General features: G+C 67.6%; 19 protein-coding genes. 9 read left to right on the forward strand and 10 right to left on the reverse strand.

What is annotated here, in order from left to right; genetic code table 11:
- Positions 1-211: 211 nt before the first annotated feature.
- The gene (locus VGC77_RS19165; RefSeq protein ID WP_331173158.1) at positions 212-1,150 is read right to left on the reverse strand and encodes a LysR family transcriptional regulator; all 939 of its coding nucleotides are present in this window, start codon (positions 1,148-1,150) and stop codon (positions 212-214) included.
- Positions 1,151-1,269: 119 nt separating this feature from the next.
- On the opposite strand from VGC77_RS19165, the gene VGC77_RS19170 reads away from it, so the two are divergent.
- Positions 1,270-2,274, forward strand: coding sequence for an aldo/keto reductase (locus VGC77_RS19170; RefSeq protein WP_331173159.1), 1,005 nt, complete (start codon positions 1,270-1,272; stop codon positions 2,272-2,274).
- Between the two features lie 279 nt (positions 2,275-2,553).
- On the opposite strand, the gene VGC77_RS19175 is transcribed toward VGC77_RS19170, so the two are convergent.
- Positions 2,554-3,354 carry a molybdopterin-synthase adenylyltransferase MoeB gene (locus VGC77_RS19175; RefSeq protein WP_331173160.1) on the reverse strand — a complete coding sequence of 267 codons (801 nt, stop codon included), beginning with the start codon at positions 3,352-3,354 and terminating at the stop codon, positions 2,554-2,556.
- A gap of 90 nt (positions 3,355-3,444) precedes the next feature.
- Between VGC77_RS19175 and VGC77_RS19180 the strand changes: the two genes are divergently transcribed.
- Positions 3,445-4,809, forward strand: coding sequence for a serine protease (locus tag VGC77_RS19180; RefSeq protein WP_331173161.1), 1,365 nt, complete (start codon positions 3,445-3,447; stop codon positions 4,807-4,809).
- A 251-nt stretch (positions 4,810-5,060) separates the two neighbouring features.
- Here the strand turns inward: VGC77_RS19180 and VGC77_RS19185 are convergent, their stop codons facing one another.
- A complete protein-coding gene (locus tag VGC77_RS19185; RefSeq protein WP_331173162.1) occupies positions 5,061-6,443 on the reverse strand; it encodes an MmgE/PrpD family protein in 1,383 nt (460 codons plus the stop codon).
- Positions 6,444-6,608: 165 nt separating this feature from the next.
- Between VGC77_RS19185 and VGC77_RS19190 the strand changes: the two genes are divergently transcribed.
- Positions 6,609-7,745, forward strand: coding sequence for an FUSC family protein (locus VGC77_RS19190; protein ID WP_331173163.1), 1,137 nt, complete (start codon positions 6,609-6,611; stop codon positions 7,743-7,745).
- 206 nt (positions 7,746-7,951) lie between these two features.
- Here the strand turns inward: VGC77_RS19190 and VGC77_RS19195 are convergent, their stop codons facing one another.
- From VGC77_RS19195 to VGC77_RS19215, 5 genes are all read right to left on the reverse strand, one after another.
- On the reverse strand, positions 7,952-8,416 hold the full coding sequence (locus VGC77_RS19195; RefSeq protein WP_331173164.1) for a DUF2867 domain-containing protein: 465 nt from the start codon (positions 8,414-8,416) through the stop codon (positions 7,952-7,954).
- Between the two features lie 26 nt (positions 8,417-8,442).
- On the reverse strand, positions 8,443-8,904 hold the full coding sequence (locus VGC77_RS19200) for a DUF2269 family protein (RefSeq protein ID WP_331173165.1): 462 nt from the start codon (positions 8,902-8,904) through the stop codon (positions 8,443-8,445).
- 152 nt (positions 8,905-9,056) lie between these two features.
- A complete protein-coding gene (locus VGC77_RS19205) occupies positions 9,057-9,881 on the reverse strand; it encodes an ABC transporter permease (protein WP_331173166.1) in 825 nt (274 codons plus the stop codon).
- A complete protein-coding gene (locus VGC77_RS19210) occupies positions 9,874-10,671 on the reverse strand; it encodes an ABC transporter ATP-binding protein (protein ID WP_331173173.1) in 798 nt (265 codons plus the stop codon). Before VGC77_RS19210 ends, VGC77_RS19205 begins: the two co-directional genes overlap by 8 nt.
- Positions 10,672-10,693: 22 nt before the next feature.
- Entirely contained in the window at positions 10,694-11,698 is a 1,005-nt protein-coding gene (locus VGC77_RS19215) for an ABC transporter substrate-binding protein (protein WP_331173167.1), read from the reverse strand.
- A gap of 472 nt (positions 11,699-12,170) precedes the next feature.
- Between VGC77_RS19215 and VGC77_RS19220 the strand changes: the two genes are divergently transcribed.
- On the forward strand, positions 12,171-13,358 hold the full coding sequence (locus VGC77_RS19220) for a PHB depolymerase family esterase (protein WP_331173168.1): 1,188 nt from the start codon (positions 12,171-12,173) through the stop codon (positions 13,356-13,358).
- Between the two features lie 147 nt (positions 13,359-13,505).
- The gene (locus VGC77_RS19225; RefSeq protein ID WP_414709698.1) at positions 13,506-15,521 is read left to right on the forward strand and encodes a hybrid sensor histidine kinase/response regulator; all 2,016 of its coding nucleotides are present in this window, start codon (positions 13,506-13,508) and stop codon (positions 15,519-15,521) included.
- A 39-nt stretch (positions 15,522-15,560) separates the two neighbouring features.
- Here the strand turns inward: VGC77_RS19225 and VGC77_RS19230 are convergent, their stop codons facing one another.
- Positions 15,561-16,103 carry a cytochrome b gene (locus VGC77_RS19230; RefSeq protein WP_331173169.1) on the reverse strand — a complete coding sequence of 181 codons (543 nt, stop codon included), beginning with the start codon at positions 16,101-16,103 and terminating at the stop codon, positions 15,561-15,563.
- 81 nt (positions 16,104-16,184) lie between these two features.
- Between VGC77_RS19230 and VGC77_RS19235 the strand changes: the two genes are divergently transcribed.
- A complete protein-coding gene (locus tag VGC77_RS19235; protein WP_331173170.1) occupies positions 16,185-16,601 on the forward strand; it encodes a DUF1236 domain-containing protein in 417 nt (138 codons plus the stop codon).
- Positions 16,602-16,783: 182 nt separating this feature from the next.
- Entirely contained in the window at positions 16,784-17,047 is a 264-nt protein-coding gene (locus tag VGC77_RS19240; protein ID WP_331173171.1) for a hypothetical protein, read from the forward strand.
- Between the two features lie 110 nt (positions 17,048-17,157).
- On the opposite strand, the gene VGC77_RS19245 is transcribed toward VGC77_RS19240, so the two are convergent.
- Positions 17,158-17,826, reverse strand: coding sequence for an MBL fold metallo-hydrolase (locus VGC77_RS19245; protein ID WP_331173172.1), 669 nt, complete (start codon positions 17,824-17,826; stop codon positions 17,158-17,160).
- A gap of 117 nt (positions 17,827-17,943) precedes the next feature.
- On the opposite strand from VGC77_RS19245, the gene VGC77_RS19250 reads away from it, so the two are divergent.
- Together VGC77_RS19250 and VGC77_RS19255 are read left to right on the forward strand one after the other, a co-directional pair.
- Positions 17,944-18,426: an MmcB family DNA repair protein gene (locus VGC77_RS19250; protein WP_331173175.1), complete on the forward strand. Its 483-nt coding sequence runs from the start codon at positions 17,944-17,946 to the stop codon at positions 18,424-18,426.
- Positions 18,427-18,866: 440 nt separating this feature from the next.
- Positions 18,867-18,991 (forward strand): leucine zipper domain-containing protein (locus VGC77_RS19255; RefSeq protein ID WP_331173176.1); only part of this gene is annotated, 125 nt, incomplete at its 3' end.

Consider the following 18,991-nt stretch of genomic DNA (forward strand, 5'->3'; position numbering starts at 1 on the left):
TTCGATGGAACGACGGACGAAGGCCCAAGCTGAGGTTCGGGCTTCAAAGCCCTCGGATGACCCGGTCTCTCGTCCGCCACCGCGCGAGACAGCCTACCGCCTCGCCCAGCAGAATTTAAGTTACAAGGATGACGGCGTTTGCGATTTCGGCGCGCACCGCGCAGCACCCGGACCACTATCGATCCGCCCGCAACGCCGGCAGCGCGCTCTTTCACCCTCCCCTTCCAGGGGAGGGTGAAGCAATGGCGGCCCGTGCCCGCTTCCGCCACTGCGCGACGAAGCCGATGAACGCCGCCAGCGCCGGCGGCGGCTGGCGCCGGCTCGGGTAGTACAGAAACGGCCCGGGAAACGGCTCGCACCAGTCCTCCAGCACGCTGACCAGCCGGCCGGCGGCGATGTCGTCGCGGACATAGCCCTCGAAGGTCGCAAAGAAGCCGAGTCCGTCCAGCGCGGCGCGGATCGCCAGCTGTGAATAGCTCACCAAGAGCGGGCCGCGCGGCGTCACCCGGACCACGCGGCCGGCGTTTTCGAACTCCCAGTCCGGCATCGCGCCGCTTTCGAACCGGATCCGGATGCAGCGATGCGCGAACAGATCCTGCGGCTGCCGCGGCGCGCCATGCTGCGCGACATAATCCGGCGACGCCACCACCACGAAGCGCTCCGGCGGTCCCAGCGACACCGCGATCATGTCCTGCGCCAGATGCTCGCCATAGCGCACCCCGGCGTCGAAGCCGGCGGCGACGATGTCGATCAGCGAGGTCTGCGCCACGATCTCCAGCTCGATCTGCGGATAGGCGGCGAGAAACGGCGTCACCATCGGCGCCAGCACCAGATCGACCGCCGGCGCCGGCGCGTTGATGCGCAGCCGCCCGGCCGGCACGCCGCGCAACCCGCGGACCTGGTCGAGCGCCGCGTCGACGTCGCGCAAGGCCGGGCCGACCCGCGCCAGCAGCACTTCGCCGGCCTCGGTCAGCGCCACGCTGCGGGTGGTGCGGTGCAACAGCCGCACCCCCAGCCGCTCCTCGATGTCGCGCAGCCGCTGGCTCAGCCCGGACACCGAGACGCCGCTTTCCACCGCGGCGCGGCGGAAATTGCGGGTCCGCGCCACGGCGACGAAGGCGGCAAGATCGCGCAGGTCGAGATCGGTCATTGTGCGCTATGTTGAACAAGCCTTTCCGGATTGTCCAGCTTATCGCGGGATCGAAACCGCGCCATATCAGCTCCACGCAACGCCGCCGGATCATCCGCGGCCTTTCTGGAGGCTCCACCATGGACAAGCGCACACTCGGCCGCAGCGGCCCGACCGTCTCCGCCCTCGGGCTCGGCTGCATGGGCATGTCGGATTTCTACGGTCCCGCCGACCGCGGCGAGAGCATCGCCACGATCCACGCCGCGCTCGACGCCGGCATCACTTTGCTCGACACCGGCGATTTCTACGGCATCGGCCACAACGAGCTGCTGATCCGCGAGGCGTTGGCGGCCCGTGGCCGAGACGGCGTGCAGATCAGCGTCAAATTCGGTGCGCTGCGCGATCCCGCCGGCGGTTTCACCGGCTATGACGGCCGCCCGCTGGCGGTGAAGAATTTCCTCGCTTATTCGCTGGGCCGGCTCGGCGTCGAGCATATCGACATTTATCGTCCGGCGCGGCTCGATCCCAACGTGCCGATCGAGGACACCGTGGGCGCGATCGCCGAGATGGTGCAGGCCGGCTATGTCAAACATATCGGGCTGTCCGAAGTCAGCGCCGACACCATCCGCCGCGCCGCCAAGGTGCATCCGATCGCCGATCTGCAGATCGAATATTCGCTGATCTCGCGCGGCATCGAGGCCGACATCCTGCCGACCTGCCGCGAACTCGGCATCGGCATCACCGCCTATGGCGTGTTGTCGCGCGGCCTGATCAGCGGGCATTGGCAGAAGGGCAACGGCGCGGCGAAGGATTTCCGCAATGTCAGCCCGCGGTTTTCCGGCGCCAATCTCGACGCCAACCTGGCGCTGGTGGAGCGGCTGCGCGAGGTCGCCGATGAACTCGGCGCCTCGGTGGCGCAGGTGGCGATCGCCTGGGTGGCGGCGCAGGGCAAGGACATCGTGCCGCTGGTCGGGGCGCGGCGCCGCGAGCGGCTGACCGAGGCGCTGGGCGCGCTCGATGTGAAACTCTCGCCGGCGCATCTGGCGAGGCTCGCCAGCGCGTTTCCGCCCGACGTCGCCGCCGGCGGGCGTTACCCCGACGAGCACCTTGTGCATCTCGACAGCGAGAAGCGGATGACGGCCTAATTCTAAGGCTGGGCTGCCCAGGGGCCTTGCTTGACCCTCCCCTTTTGAGGGGGAGGGTCGGCGTGCATTCGCGCAGCGGATGCGCGCCGGGGTGGGGTGACAGCGTCGATGTGTATCGATGCGTCCACCACGCAGGCTTTCACCCCACCCCGCCCGCGCCTTACGGCGCAGGCGACCCTCCCCCTCCAGGGGAGGGTGAAGAAAGAGCCCGATCTGGCTTCTGCAATTGCGCAATGTCGATGAGGCAGCGGTGCATCATAAGGCAAGAACGCTCGCCGCTCACGCGTGCCCGCTCAAATCCATGATCGTCGGCGCGTCGCCGTTTAACGGATTGGCCGGGTCGCGGTTGTAGCGCAGGGTTTCGAACCGCATCGCGCGGGCGTCGATCATCAAGAGCCGGCCGACTAGGCCGTCGCCGAAGCCGACGATCTCGCGGATCGCCTCCAGCGCCATCATTGAACCGAGCACGCCGGCGAGCGCGCCGAGCACGCCGGCCTCCTGGCAGCTCGGCACCGTGCCGGGCGGCGGCGCTTCCGGAAACAGGCAGCGATAGGTCGGGTTGAGTTCGCCGTCGGCATTGCGCTCATGGGCGCGGATCGTGGTCAGCGAGCCGTCGAACACCCCGAGCGCGCCGGTGATCAGCGGCTTCTTCGCCAGGTAGCAGGCGTCGGACACCAGATAGCGGGTGGCGAAATTGTCCGAGCCGTCGAGCACCAGATCGTAGCCGCCGATCAAGTCCAGCGCGTTGTCGGCGTCGATCCGCATCGGATGGCGGACGACGCGGACGTGCGGATTGAGCGCTGCGATGCGCTGCTCGGCGCTGTCGACCTTGCTGCGGCCGATGTCGGGCGTGGCGTGGATGATCTGGCGCTGCAGGTTGGACAGCGACACGGTGTCGTCGTCGACCACGCCGAGCCTGCCGACGCCGGCGGCGGCGAGATACATCAGCGACGGCGCACCGAGCCCGCCGGCGCCGATCACCAGCACCGAGGCCGCCTGCAGCCTGGCCTGGCCGGGGCCGCCGACCTCGCGCAGCACGATGTGGCGGGCGTAGCGTTCCAGTTCGTCGGCGTTTAGCATGATGGGGACCTTGTCCTGAACCCGCGCACGGCTGTCGCCGACCAAGCATTTGTGGTTAGCTGCGCGCGGTCTCGCGCAGGCAGGAATGTCATGAGAACGATGCTCGCCGCAACCTTGATGATGGCCGCCGCGACCGCCGCCGCGGCGCAGACCTCGCCGCCGGCCGGCAATGGCGGCAAACCGAAGCCGGTTGCCACCGTCGCGATCCGCCCGGCGCTGCAAACCCCGGCCGATACCGCCAATGCGATGGCGCAGGCCGAGCGCAGCGCGATCCAGTCGGATCTCACCTGGGCCGGGCATTACAACGGTGCGATCAATGGCGAGGTCTCCGAGCGCATGGTGGCCGCGATCAAGGCGTTCCAAACCGACCGCGGCGGCAAGCCGACCGGCGTGCTCAATCCGCAGGAGCGCGGTACGCTCGCCGAGGTCGCCAAAAAAGCGCAGGACAATGTTGACTGGAAGCTGGTCAGCGATCCGTTGACCGGCGCGCGGCTCGGGCTGCCGCTGAAGCTGGTGCCGCTGCAGGCGAGCGACGCCAATGGCGCGAAATGGAGTTCCTCGACCGGCACCATCCAGATCCAGCTCAGCCGCCGCAAGGAGGCCGCCCCCACCAGCGCCAAGCTCGCCGAGCAGGAGAAGAAGGAGCCCGGCCGCAAGGTCGAGTACAGCGCGGTGAAGCCGGACTTCTTCGTGCTGTCGGGGACGCAGGGGCTGAAGAAATTCTACGTCCGCGGCAGCTTCAAGGATTCCGAGGTGCGGGTCCTGACCATCCTGTATGACCAGGCCACCGAAGGCACCATGGAGCCGGTGGTGATCGCGATGTCGAGCGCGTTCAATCCGTTCCCGGCGGGTGCGCAGGCGTCCGGCCCGCCGCTGCGCAAAGCGGTGGAATATTCCAGCGGGGTGGTGGTCAGCGCCGACGGCGCGATCCTCGCCGACCGTCAGGCGGTCGACGGCTGCCAGGCGATCGTGGTCGCCGGGCTCGGCCATGCCGACAAGGCCGCCGAGGACAAGGAGCACGATCTGGCGCTGCTGCGGGTCTATGGCGCGCAGGGGCTGAAGCCGCTCGGGCTCGGCGGCGGGCCTGCGAAGCCGAGCGTCGACCTGATCGGCATCGCCGATCCGCAGAGCCAGGGCGGCGGCGCGGCGGCAAGCCGCGTCAAGGCGCAGATCACCGCGGTCGGCGCCGGCCGCGATCTGGCGCTGACGCCGGCGCCGGGGCTGGGGTTTTCCGGCGCCGCGGCGGTCGATGCCGAGGGCCAATTCGCCGGCCTCGTGCTGTTGAAGCCGGTGCTGTTCGCCGGCGCTGCTAATGGTGCGGCGCCGGCACAGGCCATGCTGGTGCCGGCCGAGACGGTGCGCGGCTTTCTCAAGGACCATGCGGTGGCGACGGTGGCAGCGCCGGCCGGCGACGCCAAGACCGCGGTGCTGCGGCTGATCTGCGTGCGGAAGTAGCCTGGCGGAAGCGCCCGGCAACACACCAGCCGTCATGCCGAGGCCCAGCGCAATCATCCTGAGCGCCGTCATCCTGAGGTGCGAAGCCGCTCTTGCGGCGAGCCTCGAAGGATGCGGCCGCCGTGCGCCCCGCGGCCATCCTTCGAGACACCCGGCTTCGCGCTACGCGCTTCGCCGGGCTCCTCAGGATGACGGCGGAGTAGGCGGAAGCGCTTCAACAAAACCCGCGTCAACGCGCAACCGGCCGGCAATCAAACTGCGGACGAGCTACACCGCCCCAGCATTGCAACCTCGGCGACGCGGGCGAACCGCTCCAGCGACAGCATGGCGTCGGCGAATCGTTCGGCGCCGCCATTCAGCACCGGGCGGGCCAGTTGCAGGAATTTCTGTTGCATGGCCTCGGCACTCGGAAACGCACCCGGCTCGCCGGACGGATCGGCGATCAGCCGCTCCTGCACGCCATCCCCGGTGCTGATCGCGACATGCGCGCCGAACGGATGGGTTTTGCCTTCCAGCCGCGCGTCCTGCACCACGTCGAATTTGTCGGCCAAAGCCTCGATCGAAGGATCGCCGAGCCTGGCATAGTCGTCCCAGCCGAAGCGGCCTTGCGCAAGCGCCAGGGCGCCTGTGAAATACATCGAGAATTGTCCGGCGACGATCGAGCGCGGATGCCGCTTGGTGGCGGCATCTGCGGTCAGCGTGATGCCGTTGCGATGCAGCCCGATGCTGACGCGGCTGATCTGATCGGGTGTCAGATTATGCGCGCGGCGCATCGCGATCAGCGCGTCGATCGCCGCATGGGTGTAGCGGCAGCTCGGATAGGGCTTCACCCCGATCTTCATGGTCTCGTACACCGCGCCGAGCCCGGCCACCGCTTTCTCCGGATGGGCGTCGTCGCTGTAGCCGGCCAACAGGCCGTGCTTGCCCTCGATCGATTGCGTGGCGCCGAGAAAACCGTTGCGCGCCAAAGTCGCGGCGATCACCCCGTTCATCGAAGCGGCGCCGACCTGGTAGCGCTTGTTCCAGCCGCCGTTGACCAAGAACTGCAAGGAGCCCGCGGCCTGGCTGCCGGCGACGCCGAACGCCGCCACGATCTCATCCTGCGACAGCTTGAACAATTTCGCTGCCGCCGCGGCGGCGCCGAAGCTTCCTGCGGTGGCGGTGGGATGAAAGCCGCGGGCGTAATGCGAGGCGGGATCCAGCGCACTGCCGAGCCGGCAGCACACCTCATAGCCGGCGACGATCGCGGTCAACACCTCGGCCCCCGACGCGCCGACCAACTCGCCGACCGCAAAGGCTGCCGGCACCACCGGGGCGGAAGGGTGCAGCGAGGAATCCGCGTGGGTGTCGTCGAAATCCAGCGAATGGCCGAGCGCGCCGTTGAGCAATGCGGCCACCGCCGGGGTCCAGCCGCGGTCACAGCCGAACACGGTCGCCGGGCCTTCGCCGTCGAGCGACAGCGCTTGCAACGTCTTGAGCAGCGAAGGCGTCGATTCGGCGTCGCGACGCGCCCGGATCGCGCTGCCGAGAAAATCCAGCGTCAGGCTTTTCGCCCGCGCCCGCACCTCGTCGGGAACCGCGGTGAAATCGAGCCTTGCGACATAAGAGGCCAGCGTCGCGGTCTCATCGGTCATGGCGGGCCCCGGCGGTTGGATCGGCCGGCAGGGTAGGCGCGGCGGCCCTGGCGTTCAAGCCGCCGGGCGGGGCGATTTGCCAGTCACAATTCGGCATGCTCTGTGGCGCACAAGCCAACACCGGCGGCACGGATTCGCCGGAACGGTCATTTTGACAAGAGGCATATGAGCAAATTCAGAACACGAATCGGCGCGCAGCTGAAGCCGCGCCGGCTGCAAATCGGGCAGGCGCTGCGGGTGACGCTGGCGGCGCTGCTGGCGCTGGCGTTCGCGCAGGCGGTGCATCTGCGGCTGCCGCTGTGGGCGGTATTGACCTCCATCATCGTCACCCAGCTCAGCGTTGGCCGCTCGCTGAAGGTGGCGAGCGACTATCTGATCGGCACCGTGGGCGGCGCGGCCTATGGTGGCACGGTGACCATTTTCGTGCCGCACCACAGCGAATGGGAGCTGTTGGCGGTGCTGGCGCTGGTGGTGGCGCCGCTGGCCCTGATCGCGGCGATCAAGCCGCGCTTCAACGTCGCCCTGGTGACGGCGATCATCGTGCTGCTGGTGCCGACCATGACCCAGGTCAACCCGCTGGATTCGACGATCGACCGCGTGCTCGAGGTCGGCGTCGGCGCCATCACCGGCCTCTCCGTATCGTTCGTGGTGCTGCCGTCGCGGGCGCTCGGGCTCGCCACCAATGCCGCGGCGCGGACGCTGGAATTGATGGCGGTGGCGCTGCGCGAATTGCTGGCCGGGCTGACCGGCGGGCTCGACACCGACGCGCTGCACCGGTTGCAGGACGGCATCGGCGTGTCGCTGGTCAAGCTCGGCGAAATCGCGGTGGAGGCGGAAAGCGAGCGCTCCGCCGGGCTGTCGAACGGGCCGGACACCGCGCCGTTGTTGCGCACGCTGCTGCGGCTGCGCCACGATCTGGTGATGGTCGGCCGCGCCGCCGGGGCGCCGTTGCCGGAGTCGCTGCAGGCCCGGCTCGGCGGGGTGCTGGGGGAGTTCAGCGAAGCCGCGACCGGCTATCTGTCGGCCTGCGCCATGGCGCTGCGCGGCCGCGGCGAATCGCCGGCGCTGCAACCGTTGCGGGCGGCGCTGGAGGCCTATGACGTCGAGGTCGCCAAGGTGCGCAAAGACGGCACCACACGGCAACTGCCCGGCGAGCGCATCGAGCAGTTCTTCGCGCTCGGCTTCGCGCTCGACCAGTTGCAGCAGAACTTCGAGGATCTGGCGATGCGGGTGGCCGAACGCGCCAAGCCCGGCGAGACCGTCACCGGCACCGCGACGTCCGACGAAGCGGCCGAGGGTTAGGTCGCGTTCGCCGGGGCGCGAAAAATCACCGTCATTCCGGCGCGCGCGCGGCGAAGCTGCAGGCGAACCCGGAATCTCGCAACGGCCCTTGATGGCTTCCCACGTGGCAAGATTCCGGGTTCGCTCGAGCTGGCGCTCTCGCGCCCCGGAATGACGGGCTGGTGCCGGGAAGACATCGCGACAGTGAAGCCCGGCCTTATGACGCGCTAGACTTGCCGCAGCATGGCGCGGACCACCAGGCGGTGGAACGGCAGGATCACCGCCAGATAGCTTCGGCCGATCAGATTGTGGGTCAGCACCAGCGTGCTCGCTGTGACGCGGCTGCCGTTGCCGGCGGGCGCGACATCCACCACCACACGAAAATCCAGGTGACTGTCGTCGAAGCCGGCGATCAACCGCTGCGGCGTTTCGCTGATCACCGGAAAAATCCCGATCCGGTCGGCGCGCGGCGCGGCGTCCGGCTGTGGCCGGCTTAGTCCCAAAGGCGCTACCATGATGTTGCGCAACGCCATCAGCGCCGCGACCCAGCGCGGCGAGCGCGTCATCATCCGGATCGCGGCCTGCCGCGCGTCGAGCGGCTGCGCCACGCCGACGCTGTAGGCGTCGATGAACTGCGCGCCGGGCAACAGCGCGCCGGCATCGACCTCGGGGCTGACTGCGATGACGGCCATGGCAAGGCGTCCGATCGGTTGGGCCGCTACGGCTTCAGCACCATGATCACGGTGGCGGCGACCAGCGGCACGGTGGCGATGATCCCCCAGACCAGCCATTTCTGCGCGTCGCGCAGGTAGCTCAGCGGAATCCGGTCGAGCGCGGCAAAGCCGCGCGCGGCGCGGCCCTGGCGGATCTGCAGCGGCACCAGAATGCCCAGCCACATCATGCCCGACACCGCGAACAGGATCTGCCCGGCCACCAGCCAGACTGAACTGAACAGCGGCAGATCGTGCAGATAGGCCGCGCCATAGCCGCCGATCATCACCAGCGCGATGCCGGCCAGGGTAAAGATCCAGTCGGCGGCGTTCACGCCGTGCTGCGCGTGCGCCACGATCTTCGGATCATTGGTGCGGTCGGCCAGCACCTTCCAATAGGCGGTGATGGTGACATTGCCGACCAACAGCACCACGCCGAGAACGTGAAGCGCCTTCAACACATCGTACATGGGTTCGGTCCGCGAAGTCTGGGCGCCGGGCGGCGGCCGTGACGTGAAAGATTGACGCCGGACAGCGTCCGGATCAGGGAGAAAGCTTTCGCGCCGAAAAGTCAAATCTGCGGCGTGCGACCAAAGTCGCAAAGCGCGGCGTTACGCAGCACTCAGGATTGCTGCTGGCCCCAGCGTTCCACGGTGAGTTTGCTAACGCTGCGGAAGATCAGGCCTTCGACCACGAGGCCGATCAGGATCACGGTGAGCAGGCCGGCGAACACGCTGGCGGTCTCGAGCTGGGCGCGGTTGGTGTAGATGAACCAGCCGAGCCCGCCGGAGCGCGCGCTGACCCCGAACACCAGTTCGGCCGCGATCAACGTGCGCCAGGCAAACGCCCAGCCGATCCGCAGGCCGGACAGGATCTGCGGAAACGCCGCCGGCACCAGGATCTGCAGCACGAAGCGGCCGCCGGACAGCCCGATATTGCGCCCCGCCATCCGCAGCGTCGGCGGCACGCCGAGGAAGCCGCCATGGCAGGCCAGCGCCACCGGCCACAGCACCGAATGCACGATCACGAAGATCAGGCTCGGGGTACCGATGCCGAACCACAACAGCGCCACCGGCAACAGCGCGATCGCCGGCAGCGGATTGAACATCGCGGTCAACAGTCCGAGCGCCTCGCTGCCCCAGCGCGATAGCGCGGCGAACGCGGTGAAGGCCGCCGCCACCGCGATGCCGATCAAATAGCCGGAAAGCAATACGCGCAGCGAGGTCAGGGTGCGATCCGGCAATTCGCCGGAGCGGATCGCGTCCCACAATGCGGTGAGCGTGGCGCCGAGCGTCGGCAGCAGCAGCGCGTTGTCGAGCCAGCGCGCGTAGAGCTCCCAGATCAGCGCCAGGGCGGCGAGGATCACCGCGCGGCGCCACGGCCCGTCGATCAGCCGGCGGCGCAGCGCGGAGATTTCGGCAGGGCGGGGCGCGGCGATGTCACGCATCGGCATGCGCCGGCGCGCTATCTGCGAACACGCTTTGCTGGATATGGCTTTCCAGTGCGGCGAATTGCGGCGTGCCGCGCGCGCGGGTCTCGACCGGCACCTCGAAGCTCGCGGCGAGCCGGCCGGGATGCGGCGTCATTGCCAGAATCCGTGTGCCGACGCGGATCGCCTCGTCGATGCCGTGGGTGACGAACAGCGTGGTCGAGCCGGTGTCCTCGCACAACGCCAGCAATTCGTCCTGCATGTGGCGGCGGGTCAATGCATCGAGTGCCGCGAAGGGTTCGTCCATCAACAATAGCGCCGGCCGCAGCGCCAAGGCCCGGGCGATGGCGACGCGCTGCTTCATGCCGCCCGACAAGGTGTGCGGATAGGCGTCGACGAAACGCTCCAGCCCGACCCGGCCGAGCCAGTCGCGCGCCACATCAGTCGCATCGCGGCGGCTGAGCCCGTTGCCGCGCTGCAGCGCGAAGCGGACATTGCCGAGCACGCTGCGCCACGGCAGCAACTGATCGAATTCCTGGAACACGGTCATGCGGTCGGGGCCGGGCTTGGTAATCGTCTTGCCGTGTAGCCGGATCTGGCCGGCGCTCGGTTTGAGGAAGCCGCCGACCGCGCGCAGCAAAGTGGATTTACCGCAGCCCGAGGGGCCGAGCAGCACCAGCCGCTCGCCGGCCGCCAGCGTGAAGGAGACGCGATCGACCGCGGTCAGATGTCCGCGCGGGGCACGATAGCCGATGCTGACATTGTCGAGCACCAACAGCGGCGGCGCGTTAATCTGCGGCCCGGCCATCGGCGTCCGCGCGTCCACGCGCTCAGCTTCCCGGCTTGTCGCGTAGTCCGCTCTGGAACAGATCCTGCCACGACGCCGGCGCCTGCTTGATCAGTCCGACCTTGGCTTCGAACTCGGCGAATTTCTGCACGCCCTCCGGCGTGGTGGTGAAGTTGACGTCCTTGTCGCGGATGATCGCCTCGACGAAGTCCGGCGCCAGCTTGGAATTTTCCGCCTTGATGTAGAGCGCCGCGGCGTCCGCCGGATTGGCCTTGATCCAGGCATTGGCGTCGTCGAGCGCGCGGACGAAGGCCTCGATGGTCTTCGGGTTCTCGGCGACGAATTTGCTGGTGGAATACACCACGTTGAAGGTGTGCGGCCCGCCGAGCACGTCGTAGCTCGACAGCACCTGATGCACCTTGCCGGAGGCGAGCTGCTGCTGCGAGAACGGCGGCGCGGTGAAATGCGCGGTGATCTCCGAATGCCCGGACAGGATCTGCGCGGTGGCGTCGGGATGCGGCATGCTGACGGTCAATTCGTCGAGCTTGTCGTATTTGCCGAACGCCTGGTCGGCGGCCATCTGCAGCACGATCGGCTGGAACCCGACCTTCACCGAGGGCAGCGCGATGCGGTCCTTCTCGGTGAAATCGGCCAAGGTTTTCACCGCCGGATTGTTCGAGGTGAGGATGTTGGCCATCGAGCCCAAGGGCGCCACGCCGATGATTTTCGCGGTCGCGCGGGTCTTGTCCCAGGTCAGGATCATCGGGGTGATGCCGGCGGTGGCGAAATCCAGCGAGCCGGAAATCAGCGCCTCGTTCATCGCCGCGGCGCCGGATAGTTTCGCCCATTCGATGACCGGCGGCGCGATGCCGAGCGCCTTGGCGTGCTGCTCGACCAGACCCTTTTCGTTGGCGACGATCAAAGGCAGATAGGACACGCCGAATTGCTGCGCGATCCGCAGCCGCGCGGTCTCGGCCTGCGCCGCGACGCTGCCGGCGAGCAGCGCCGCGGCCAGTAACGCGCCCGGCAGAATGGATCTCGAAGCCATGGGATGTGCCTTGTTGTTAGCTGCGACCGCTCTTGCAATTCGACGCTTAGTTGGCCGCCTGCGGCAAGTCAACGAACGTCGCCGTGCGGCGCAGGCGCCTCGGCTGCCGCGGCAATGGGCAAATCTTTTGGCGAAGAACAAACTTGCTGTGTGGACGAAGAGGGCCAGAACTCATCGGCTGCGAAACCAGCTTTGGATAGCAAGGCTCGCGCGGGGCGGGGCGCAACCCGGCGCCGAAAAAATTTGCTGGCCCTGAGAGCCAGAGCGCAAGAGCCGACGACCACACCCCTATCCCGTTGCGGCGTTTCGGTCGGACTCGGGCGGGCGAGCGGCGGCAGGCGGGCTGCGCCACCCCGCCCCGTGGCAATGCCCGAACACGCGCGGTTGATCGCCCGGGCTATTTTATTTTGCAGTGCAGCAACCATATCCATGGTGGTCGATTGTCCCGCCGAATTCTGGAGCAGGAGCCGCCGTGTCGCTTTCAAAGAACATCGAATTCCTCCGCCAGCTGCGTAAACTCAACGGCATCAGCGGGTTGAACGGTGACGGCGGGGCCACCCCGGCGGCCGCCGCGCGCAGCCGGCTGACCGAAACCGCCGAGTTCGGCTCCAATCCGGGCCAATTGCGGATGCTGTCCTGTGTGCCGTCCGATGCGGTGAAAAAGCCGCCGCTGGTGGTGGTGCTGCATGGCTGCACCCAGACCGCCGCCGGCTATGACGTCGGCGCCGGCTGGTCGACGCTGGCGCGGCGTTACGGCTTTGCGCTGTTGATGCCGGAGCAGACCAATGCCAACAATCCCAACCGCTGCTTCAACTGGTTCGTGCCGGAGGATAGCCGGCGCGGCGGCGGCGAGGCCGCCTCGATCCGGCAGATGGTCGACCAGATGGCGCTCGCCCATCACATCGACCGCGACCGAGTGTTCGTCACCGGGCTGTCGGCCGGCGGCGCGATGGCCGCGGTGATGCTGGCGACCTATCCGGAGACCTTCGCCGCCGGCGCGGTGATCGCCGGATTGCCTTTCGGGGTGGCCGGCAATGTGCAGCAGGCGTTGTCGGCGATGATGCAATCGGCGTCGCGGCCGCCGCGCGAGCTCGGCAATCTGGTGCGCAACGCCTCCAAACATCGCGGGCGGTGGCCGAAGCTGTCGGTGTGGCACGGCAGCGCCGACCGCACCGTCAACCCGTCGAACGCCGACGAACTGGTCAAGCAGTGGCTCGACCTGCACCAATTGCCGTCCTCGCCGATGTCAACCGCCAAGGTCGACGGCTATCCGCGCCAGGTGTGGTGGAACGCGGCGGGTGAAACCGTGGTGGAATCCTACACCATCACCAATATGGCGCATGGCACCCCGCTCGGCACCGGCGAGAACGCCGAAAGCTACGGGATGCAGGGCGCCTATCTGCTCGATGTCGGCATCTCGTCGTCCTACCACATCGCGAAATTCTTCGGGCTGACCGAGCGCGTGCATCGTCCGGCCACCGTGGCTGCGACCACCACGCCGGCCGTCCATGTCGAGCAGCTCGAAGAGATTCCGCGCGCCCGCAAGGCCCGCGCGACGCAGAATCGCCGCAGCGAGCCGCGCGATCCGCCGGGCCGCCGCGGCTTCGACGTCAACGCGGTGATCACTCGGGCGCTGACCGCCGCCGGGCTGATGAAGTAGTGCCGCGGCAAGCCGCCGCGGACCGTTTGCGCGTCCCGACGCCGATGCTAAGCTGACCCGAACGAGCGGCAGCCAAGCGTGAGACGTCGGCCGATGCTGGAGATCAACCGAGCGGCGAGCGCCGATTTCCTCGCCGGCGGCGGCGAGATGGGCGCGCTGATGCGCAGCCATGATTGGGCCGCCAGCCCGCTCGGGCCGCCGCAATTCTGGCCGCAAAGCCTGCGCACCACGCTGCGGCTCCTGCTCACCACCAACCATCCGATGTTCATCTGGTGGGGCGAGGAGCTGATCCAGTTCTACAACGACGCCTATCGCCGCACGCTCGGCCCGGAGCGCCATCCAGCGGCGCTGGGGCAGCGCGGCCGCGCCTGCTGGGAGGAAATCTGGCCGATCATCGGGCCGCAGATCGACCAGGTGATGAGCGGCGGCGGCCCGACCTGGCACGAGAACCAATTGGTGCCGGTGACCCGCCACGGCCGCCGCGAGCAGGTGTACTGGACCTACGGCTACAGCCCGATCGACGACGACGGCCGGGTCGGCGGCGTGCTGGTGCTGTGCCGCGACGTCACCGCGGATTACCTCGCCGCCAGCGCGCTGCGCGAGCGCGAGGCCGAACTGGCGCAGCTCAACGCCACGCTGGAGCAGCGGGTGCTGGACAAGACCCGCGAGCGCGACCGGATCTGGAACGTGTCGCAGGATCTGCTTCTGGTGACCGACCGCGACGGGCTGTTTCTGACGCTCAATCCGGCGTGGACCCGGACGCTGGGCTGGAGCGAGGCCGAATTGCTCAACCGCAGCTCGGACGGGTTGGAGCATCCCGACGATCACGGCGTGACCCGGGCGCAGTTGCAGCGGCTCGCCGCCGGCGAGGCCACGGTGCGGTTCGAAAGCCGGTTTCGCCACCATGACGGCAGCTATCGCTGGCTGTCCTGGACGGGGGTGTCGGACGCCGACCTCAACTACGCGGTGGCGCGCGACATCACCGCAGAGAAACTCGCCGCGGAACGGCTGAAGGCCACCGAGGAGGCGCTGCGGCAATCGCAGAAGATGGAAGCGGTCGGCCAATTGACCGGCGGCATCGCCCACGATTTCAATAATCTCTTGACCGGCATCGTCGGCTCGCTCGACCTGATGCAGATCCGGCTCGATCAGGGCCGCGCCGAGAACCTGTCGCGCTACATCAACGCGGCGATGACCTCGGCCAACCGTGCCGCGGCGCTGACCCACCGGCTGCTGGCCTTTGCCCGGCGCCAGCCCCTGGTGCCGACCTCGGTCGACGTGCATCGACTGGTGGTGTCGCTGGAGGATCTGCTGCGCCGGACCATCGGCGAGGCGATCGATCTCGAGGTCTCCGCCGCAGCCGGCCTGTGGCCGACGCGGTGCGATCCGAACCAGCTGGAGAGCGCGTTGCTCAACCTCGCGATCAACGCCCGCGACGCGATGCCGTCGGGCGGCAAACTCAGCATCGCCTGCAGCAATGCGCGGTTCGCCGGGCTGAACGCCGACATCCTGGCGCTGTTGCCCGGCGACTACGTCTGCATAAGGGTCGCCGACAGCGGCGTCGGCATGAGCCCCGAGGTGGCGGCGCGGGCGTTCGATCCGTTCTTCACCACCAAGCCGATCGGCCAGGGCACCGGGCTCGGGCTGTCGATGATCTACGGCTTCGCGCAACAATCCGGCGGCCATGTCCGGCTGGACAGCGCGCCGGGGCGCGGCACCACCGCGAACCTGTATCTGCCGCGCTATCACGGCGACTGCGTCGCGCCGGTGACGCCCGAGGCCGCCGCCGCCCATGTCGCGAGCGGCGAAGCCGTGCTGGTGGTCGAGGACGAGCCGGTGGTGCGCGGCGTGATCATCGAGATGCTGCACGAGCAGGGCTACCGCGCCTTTGCCGCGGTCGATGGTCCGTCCGGGCTGGCGCTGTTGCGGCGCCAGCGGATCGACCTTTTGGTCACCGACGTCGGGCTGCCCGGCATGAACGGGCGGCAGCTCGCCGATCAGGCGCGAGAAAACCAGGCGGACCTCAAAGTGCTGTTCATGACCGGCTATGCCGAAAGCGCTGCGATTGCCGATGGCATGCTGCAGCCCGGCATGGAACTGATCGCCAAGCCGTTCGATCTCGACGATCTGTTGGCCCGGATCAAGCGGATCGTCGAGGCCTGAGCGGCGGCTCAACCCCGGCGCCACTCGGCTCAGCCAAGCTTAACCCTCGTTGGGCAGCATGCGCTGCAGGACGCCGTCGCGATAGTAGAAGCGGTGCAGCAGCGCTGCGCCGATGTGGAGCGCGAGCGTGACCAGCAACGTCCATTCCAGCGCCTGATGCCAGCCGTTGATGAACTTGCCGGCGGCGGCGTTATCGGAGGCCAGCATCGGCAGCGGCGCCACGAAGAAGAATGACAGCGACCAGCCGCGGAACGAGGCGAACAGCCAGCCGGTCAGCGTGGTCGCGATCACCAGCGCATAGAGCAGCCGGTGCACCGCCTCCGAGACCACGCGCTGCCAGCGCGGCAGCGACGGCTCCGGCGCCACCTTGTGGCCGAGCCGCCAGCCCAGCCGCAGCAGCATCAGCGTCAGAATGACCAGGCCGAACGAGACGTGCAGCGCCATCGCCGTCCCCGGCTGCTGGCCGCGATGGATGTCCGGCATCAACCAGCCGATCGGATACTGGATCGCTAGCAGCGCGACGATGCTCCAGTGCAATAGTTTGGCCACGGTTCCATATTGCGCGGGCAAAGTTCCCTCCATCTGCCGGAAAGCGGCCGGAACTTCCGCGCCGCCGATGACTTAGCCTGCCGTCAAACCCTTTCACTACATTCGGAGCTTCTCATGATTCGTCGTCTGCTTAGTACTGCCGCTGTTATTATCGCCGTCGCCACCCCCGCGATGGTTCAGGCGCAAGGCGTCCCCGGGGGCATCGAACGCGGCGCCCGCGAGGGTGAGCGCGCCGCCGGTCCGGTCGGCGCCGTGGTTGGTGGCACGATCGGTGGTGTGGTCGGCGGCGTCGCCGGCGTGCTCGGCGCCGATCAGCGCCCGCGCTTCCGCACCTACGCGGTCGAACAGCATCATCCGTCGTATCGCTATCAGGATGAAGTCCGGGTCGGCGCCGTGCTGCCCGGCGAAGGCGTGACCTATTACGAGGTTCCGCAGGAATACGGCGTGCGCAACTATCGCTACACGGTGGTCAACGACCGCACCGTGCTGGTCGACCCGGCCACCCACCGCATCGTCGACATCGTCGAATAAGCCATCGCAGCGCGCAGGATGACGGCTCTTGCAGTCGCCATCCTGCAGCGATGCTGCGCGCGTACGGCCGCCTCGCAGCGGCCTTTGTCATGAGCGGCATCGCGTAACAGCGCCCGGCCATGGCTGCGTCAAATAAATGTCGCAAAGCCGGAACCCGGCCGGCTCCGGATGGTTAAGGCGGGATGACCCAACCCGATATCTGGTACGTCGCCTATGGTCCCGATCAAGCGGTGAAGTCGGATGACCGCGCCTCCGGGATGGTGCGCTCGACCAAGACCTTCAAGTCCGAGGCCGAAGCCAAGCAGTTCGCCATGGAAATCGTGGAGAAGGGCTGGTCGGCCAATGCCGGCACGCTGAACCCGTATCAGCCCAAGCAGATGATCGGCTCCTCGCAGATCGGCAAATGGGCCAGCACCCGGCCGGCGCAGCAGCGGTCGTCGCGCTGAGCCCTTGGCCGCTGCGATCGCGCCGAGACCTCTCGCCAAATGAGATCACGGCAGATCCACGGCGCGTCGCCGACCCGCTTGCTGGCTGTCGCCAGGCCCGCTTGCTGGCTTCAGATATCGCCGGTGAGAAACGGATTGTTGATCCGCTCGTGGCCGATGGTCGAGCCGGGGCCGTGACCGCAGATGAAGCTGACGTCGTCGCCGAGCGGCAAAAGTTTGGTGGTGATCGAGCGCATCAGCGTGGCGTGGTCGCCGCCGGGCAGATCGGTGCGGCCGACCGATCCCGCGAACAACACGTCGCCGACGATCGCGAACCGCATCGCGTCGTTGTAATACACCACGCTGCCCGGCGAATGCCCCGGACAATGCAGGATCGCAAAGCTCAGTTCGCCGACGCTGAGGCACTCGCCGTCGGCCAGCCAGCGGTCCGGCGTGACGTCGCGGACCCCGGTCATGCCGAAGCTGCGGCCGCTCTCCACCACGCGATCGAGCAGGAATTTGTCGTCGACATGCGGACCTTCGATCGGCACCTGCAATTCGTCGCGCAGCTCGGCGGCGCCGCCGACGTGATCGATATGGCCGTGGGTCAGCCAGATCTTCTCGACCGAGACATTGGCTTTCTTGATGGTCGCCAGAATCTGCGGCACCTCGCCGCCGGGGTCGATCACCACCGCCTTCTTGGTGCTCTCGCACCACAACAGCGTGCAGTTCTGCTGGAACAGCGTCACCGGAATGATCGCCGCGCCGGCCTTGGCCTTGGTCTCGTGGAGCTCTGTCATGCTTGCACAATGCCGATTTTTGCCCCGCCGCCAAGCTGAAAAGACGCCCTCGCGGCGCATGGTTCCGCTGCAACGGCCGCTTGGGTGAGGCCGCCCGTTCGGCTAAACTGGCTGGCGATGGACCCGCATCTCGCTCAGAAGCTGGCGCCGCCGCCGGATCGGCGGCAGTCGGAGACCGCGCTGTTGATCGCGCGCGGCACCGCGCGGCTGCTGCACGCGCTGGGCTTTTGTTGCGTCAGCGAATTGCCGCTGCCGTCCGGCCGCCGCGCCGATCTGGTCGGGCTGAACGGGCGCGGCGAGATCTGGATCGTCGAGATCAAGTCCTCGCTGGAGGATCTGCGCGCCGATAGCAAATGGCCGGATTACCGCGCGCATTGCGACCGGCTGTTCTTCGCCTTCACCCAGGATCTGCCCTGCGAGATCTTTCCCGGCGACACCGGCCTGATCGTCGCCGACGGCTATGGCGCGCATCTGCATTGCGAGGCGCCGGAGCACCGGCTGGCCGCACCGACCCGCAAGCAGATCACGCTGCGCTTTGCGATCGCCGCGGCGCAGCGGCTGCAGCGGCTGCACGACCCGCAGGGGGTGGTGGAGTTTTAGCGTGGTGTGAGCGCGTTGATCGCTGACTACACATTCCGCGTCATCCTGAGGTGCGTGATCCGGCGCGCATCGCGCGTCGGATTACGCCTCGAAGGATGGGCTGCGGGGTAAGGTGGCAGCCGCATGACGCGCAGCCGCATCCTTCGAGGCCCTCGCTTCGCTCGGGCGCCTCAGGATGACGGCGATGGAATGTGTTGAGACTTGCTGGAACGTCAGGCCGCGCGCATCCGAGACGACAGCGCGGCTCGCGATGTTATGGCGTTTTCGAGCGAAGTGGATCCCGGTTCGCGTGAAGAAAACGCGTCAAAATAACAATCTAGAGCTCCGGTTCTGATTCGATCAGAACCGGAGCTCTAGATGTGAGCTTTCAATAGGTTGTCCATCCGATCCAGACCGAGGAGACTGAGGTTGCGAAGCTTCAGGGATCCAAGGAGGACCGGATGAACATCCACAAGAATGCCCGTTTGACGCCGATTGGTCGAGAGCGGTTGGTGCAGGCGGTGTTGAGCGGGCAGACGCCGAAGGCCGTCAGTCAAACCGCAGGCGTCTGCCCGCGGACGGTCCG

The sequence above is a fragment of the Rhodopseudomonas sp. genome, assembly GCF_036404135.1.
In the GTDB taxonomy this organism is placed as follows: domain Bacteria; phylum Pseudomonadota; class Alphaproteobacteria; order Rhizobiales; family Xanthobacteraceae; genus Rhodopseudomonas_A.

Coding starts and splice junctions, on each gene's coding strand:
- VGC77_RS19165 (WP_331173158.1), bottom strand. CDS start 1,150: ATGACCGATCTCGACCTGCGCGATCTTGCCGCCTTCGTCGCCGTGGCG.
- VGC77_RS19170 (WP_331173159.1), top strand. CDS start 1,270: ATGGACAAGCGCACACTCGGCCGCAGCGGCCCGACCGTCTCCGCCCTC.
- VGC77_RS19175 (WP_331173160.1), bottom strand. CDS start 3,354: ATGCTAAACGCCGACGAACTGGAACGCTACGCCCGCCACATCGTGCTG.
- VGC77_RS19180 (WP_331173161.1), top strand. CDS start 3,445: ATGAGAACGATGCTCGCCGCAACCTTGATGATGGCCGCCGCGACCGCC.
- VGC77_RS19185 (WP_331173162.1), bottom strand. CDS start 6,443: ATGACCGATGAGACCGCGACGCTGGCCTCTTATGTCGCAAGGCTCGAT.
- VGC77_RS19190 (WP_331173163.1), top strand. CDS start 6,609: ATGAGCAAATTCAGAACACGAATCGGCGCGCAGCTGAAGCCGCGCCGG.
- VGC77_RS19195 (WP_331173164.1), bottom strand. CDS start 8,416: ATGGCCGTCATCGCAGTCAGCCCCGAGGTCGATGCCGGCGCGCTGTTG.
- VGC77_RS19200 (WP_331173165.1), bottom strand. CDS start 8,904: ATGTACGATGTGTTGAAGGCGCTTCACGTTCTCGGCGTGGTGCTGTTG.
- VGC77_RS19205 (WP_331173166.1), bottom strand. CDS start 9,881: ATGCGTGACATCGCCGCGCCCCGCCCTGCCGAAATCTCCGCGCTGCGC.
- VGC77_RS19210 (WP_331173173.1), bottom strand. CDS start 10,671: ATGGCCGGGCCGCAGATTAACGCGCCGCCGCTGTTGGTGCTCGACAAT.
- VGC77_RS19215 (WP_331173167.1), bottom strand. CDS start 11,698: ATGGCTTCGAGATCCATTCTGCCGGGCGCGTTACTGGCCGCGGCGCTG.
- VGC77_RS19225 (WP_414709698.1), top strand. CDS start 13,506: ATGGGCGCGCTGATGCGCAGCCATGATTGGGCCGCCAGCCCGCTCGGG.
- VGC77_RS19230 (WP_331173169.1), bottom strand. CDS start 16,103: ATGGAGGGAACTTTGCCCGCGCAATATGGAACCGTGGCCAAACTATTG.
- VGC77_RS19235 (WP_331173170.1), top strand. CDS start 16,185: ATGATTCGTCGTCTGCTTAGTACTGCCGCTGTTATTATCGCCGTCGCC.
- VGC77_RS19240 (WP_331173171.1), top strand. CDS start 16,784: ATGACCCAACCCGATATCTGGTACGTCGCCTATGGTCCCGATCAAGCG.
- VGC77_RS19245 (WP_331173172.1), bottom strand. CDS start 17,826: ATGACAGAGCTCCACGAGACCAAGGCCAAGGCCGGCGCGGCGATCATT.
- VGC77_RS19250 (WP_331173175.1), top strand. CDS start 17,944: ATGGACCCGCATCTCGCTCAGAAGCTGGCGCCGCCGCCGGATCGGCGG.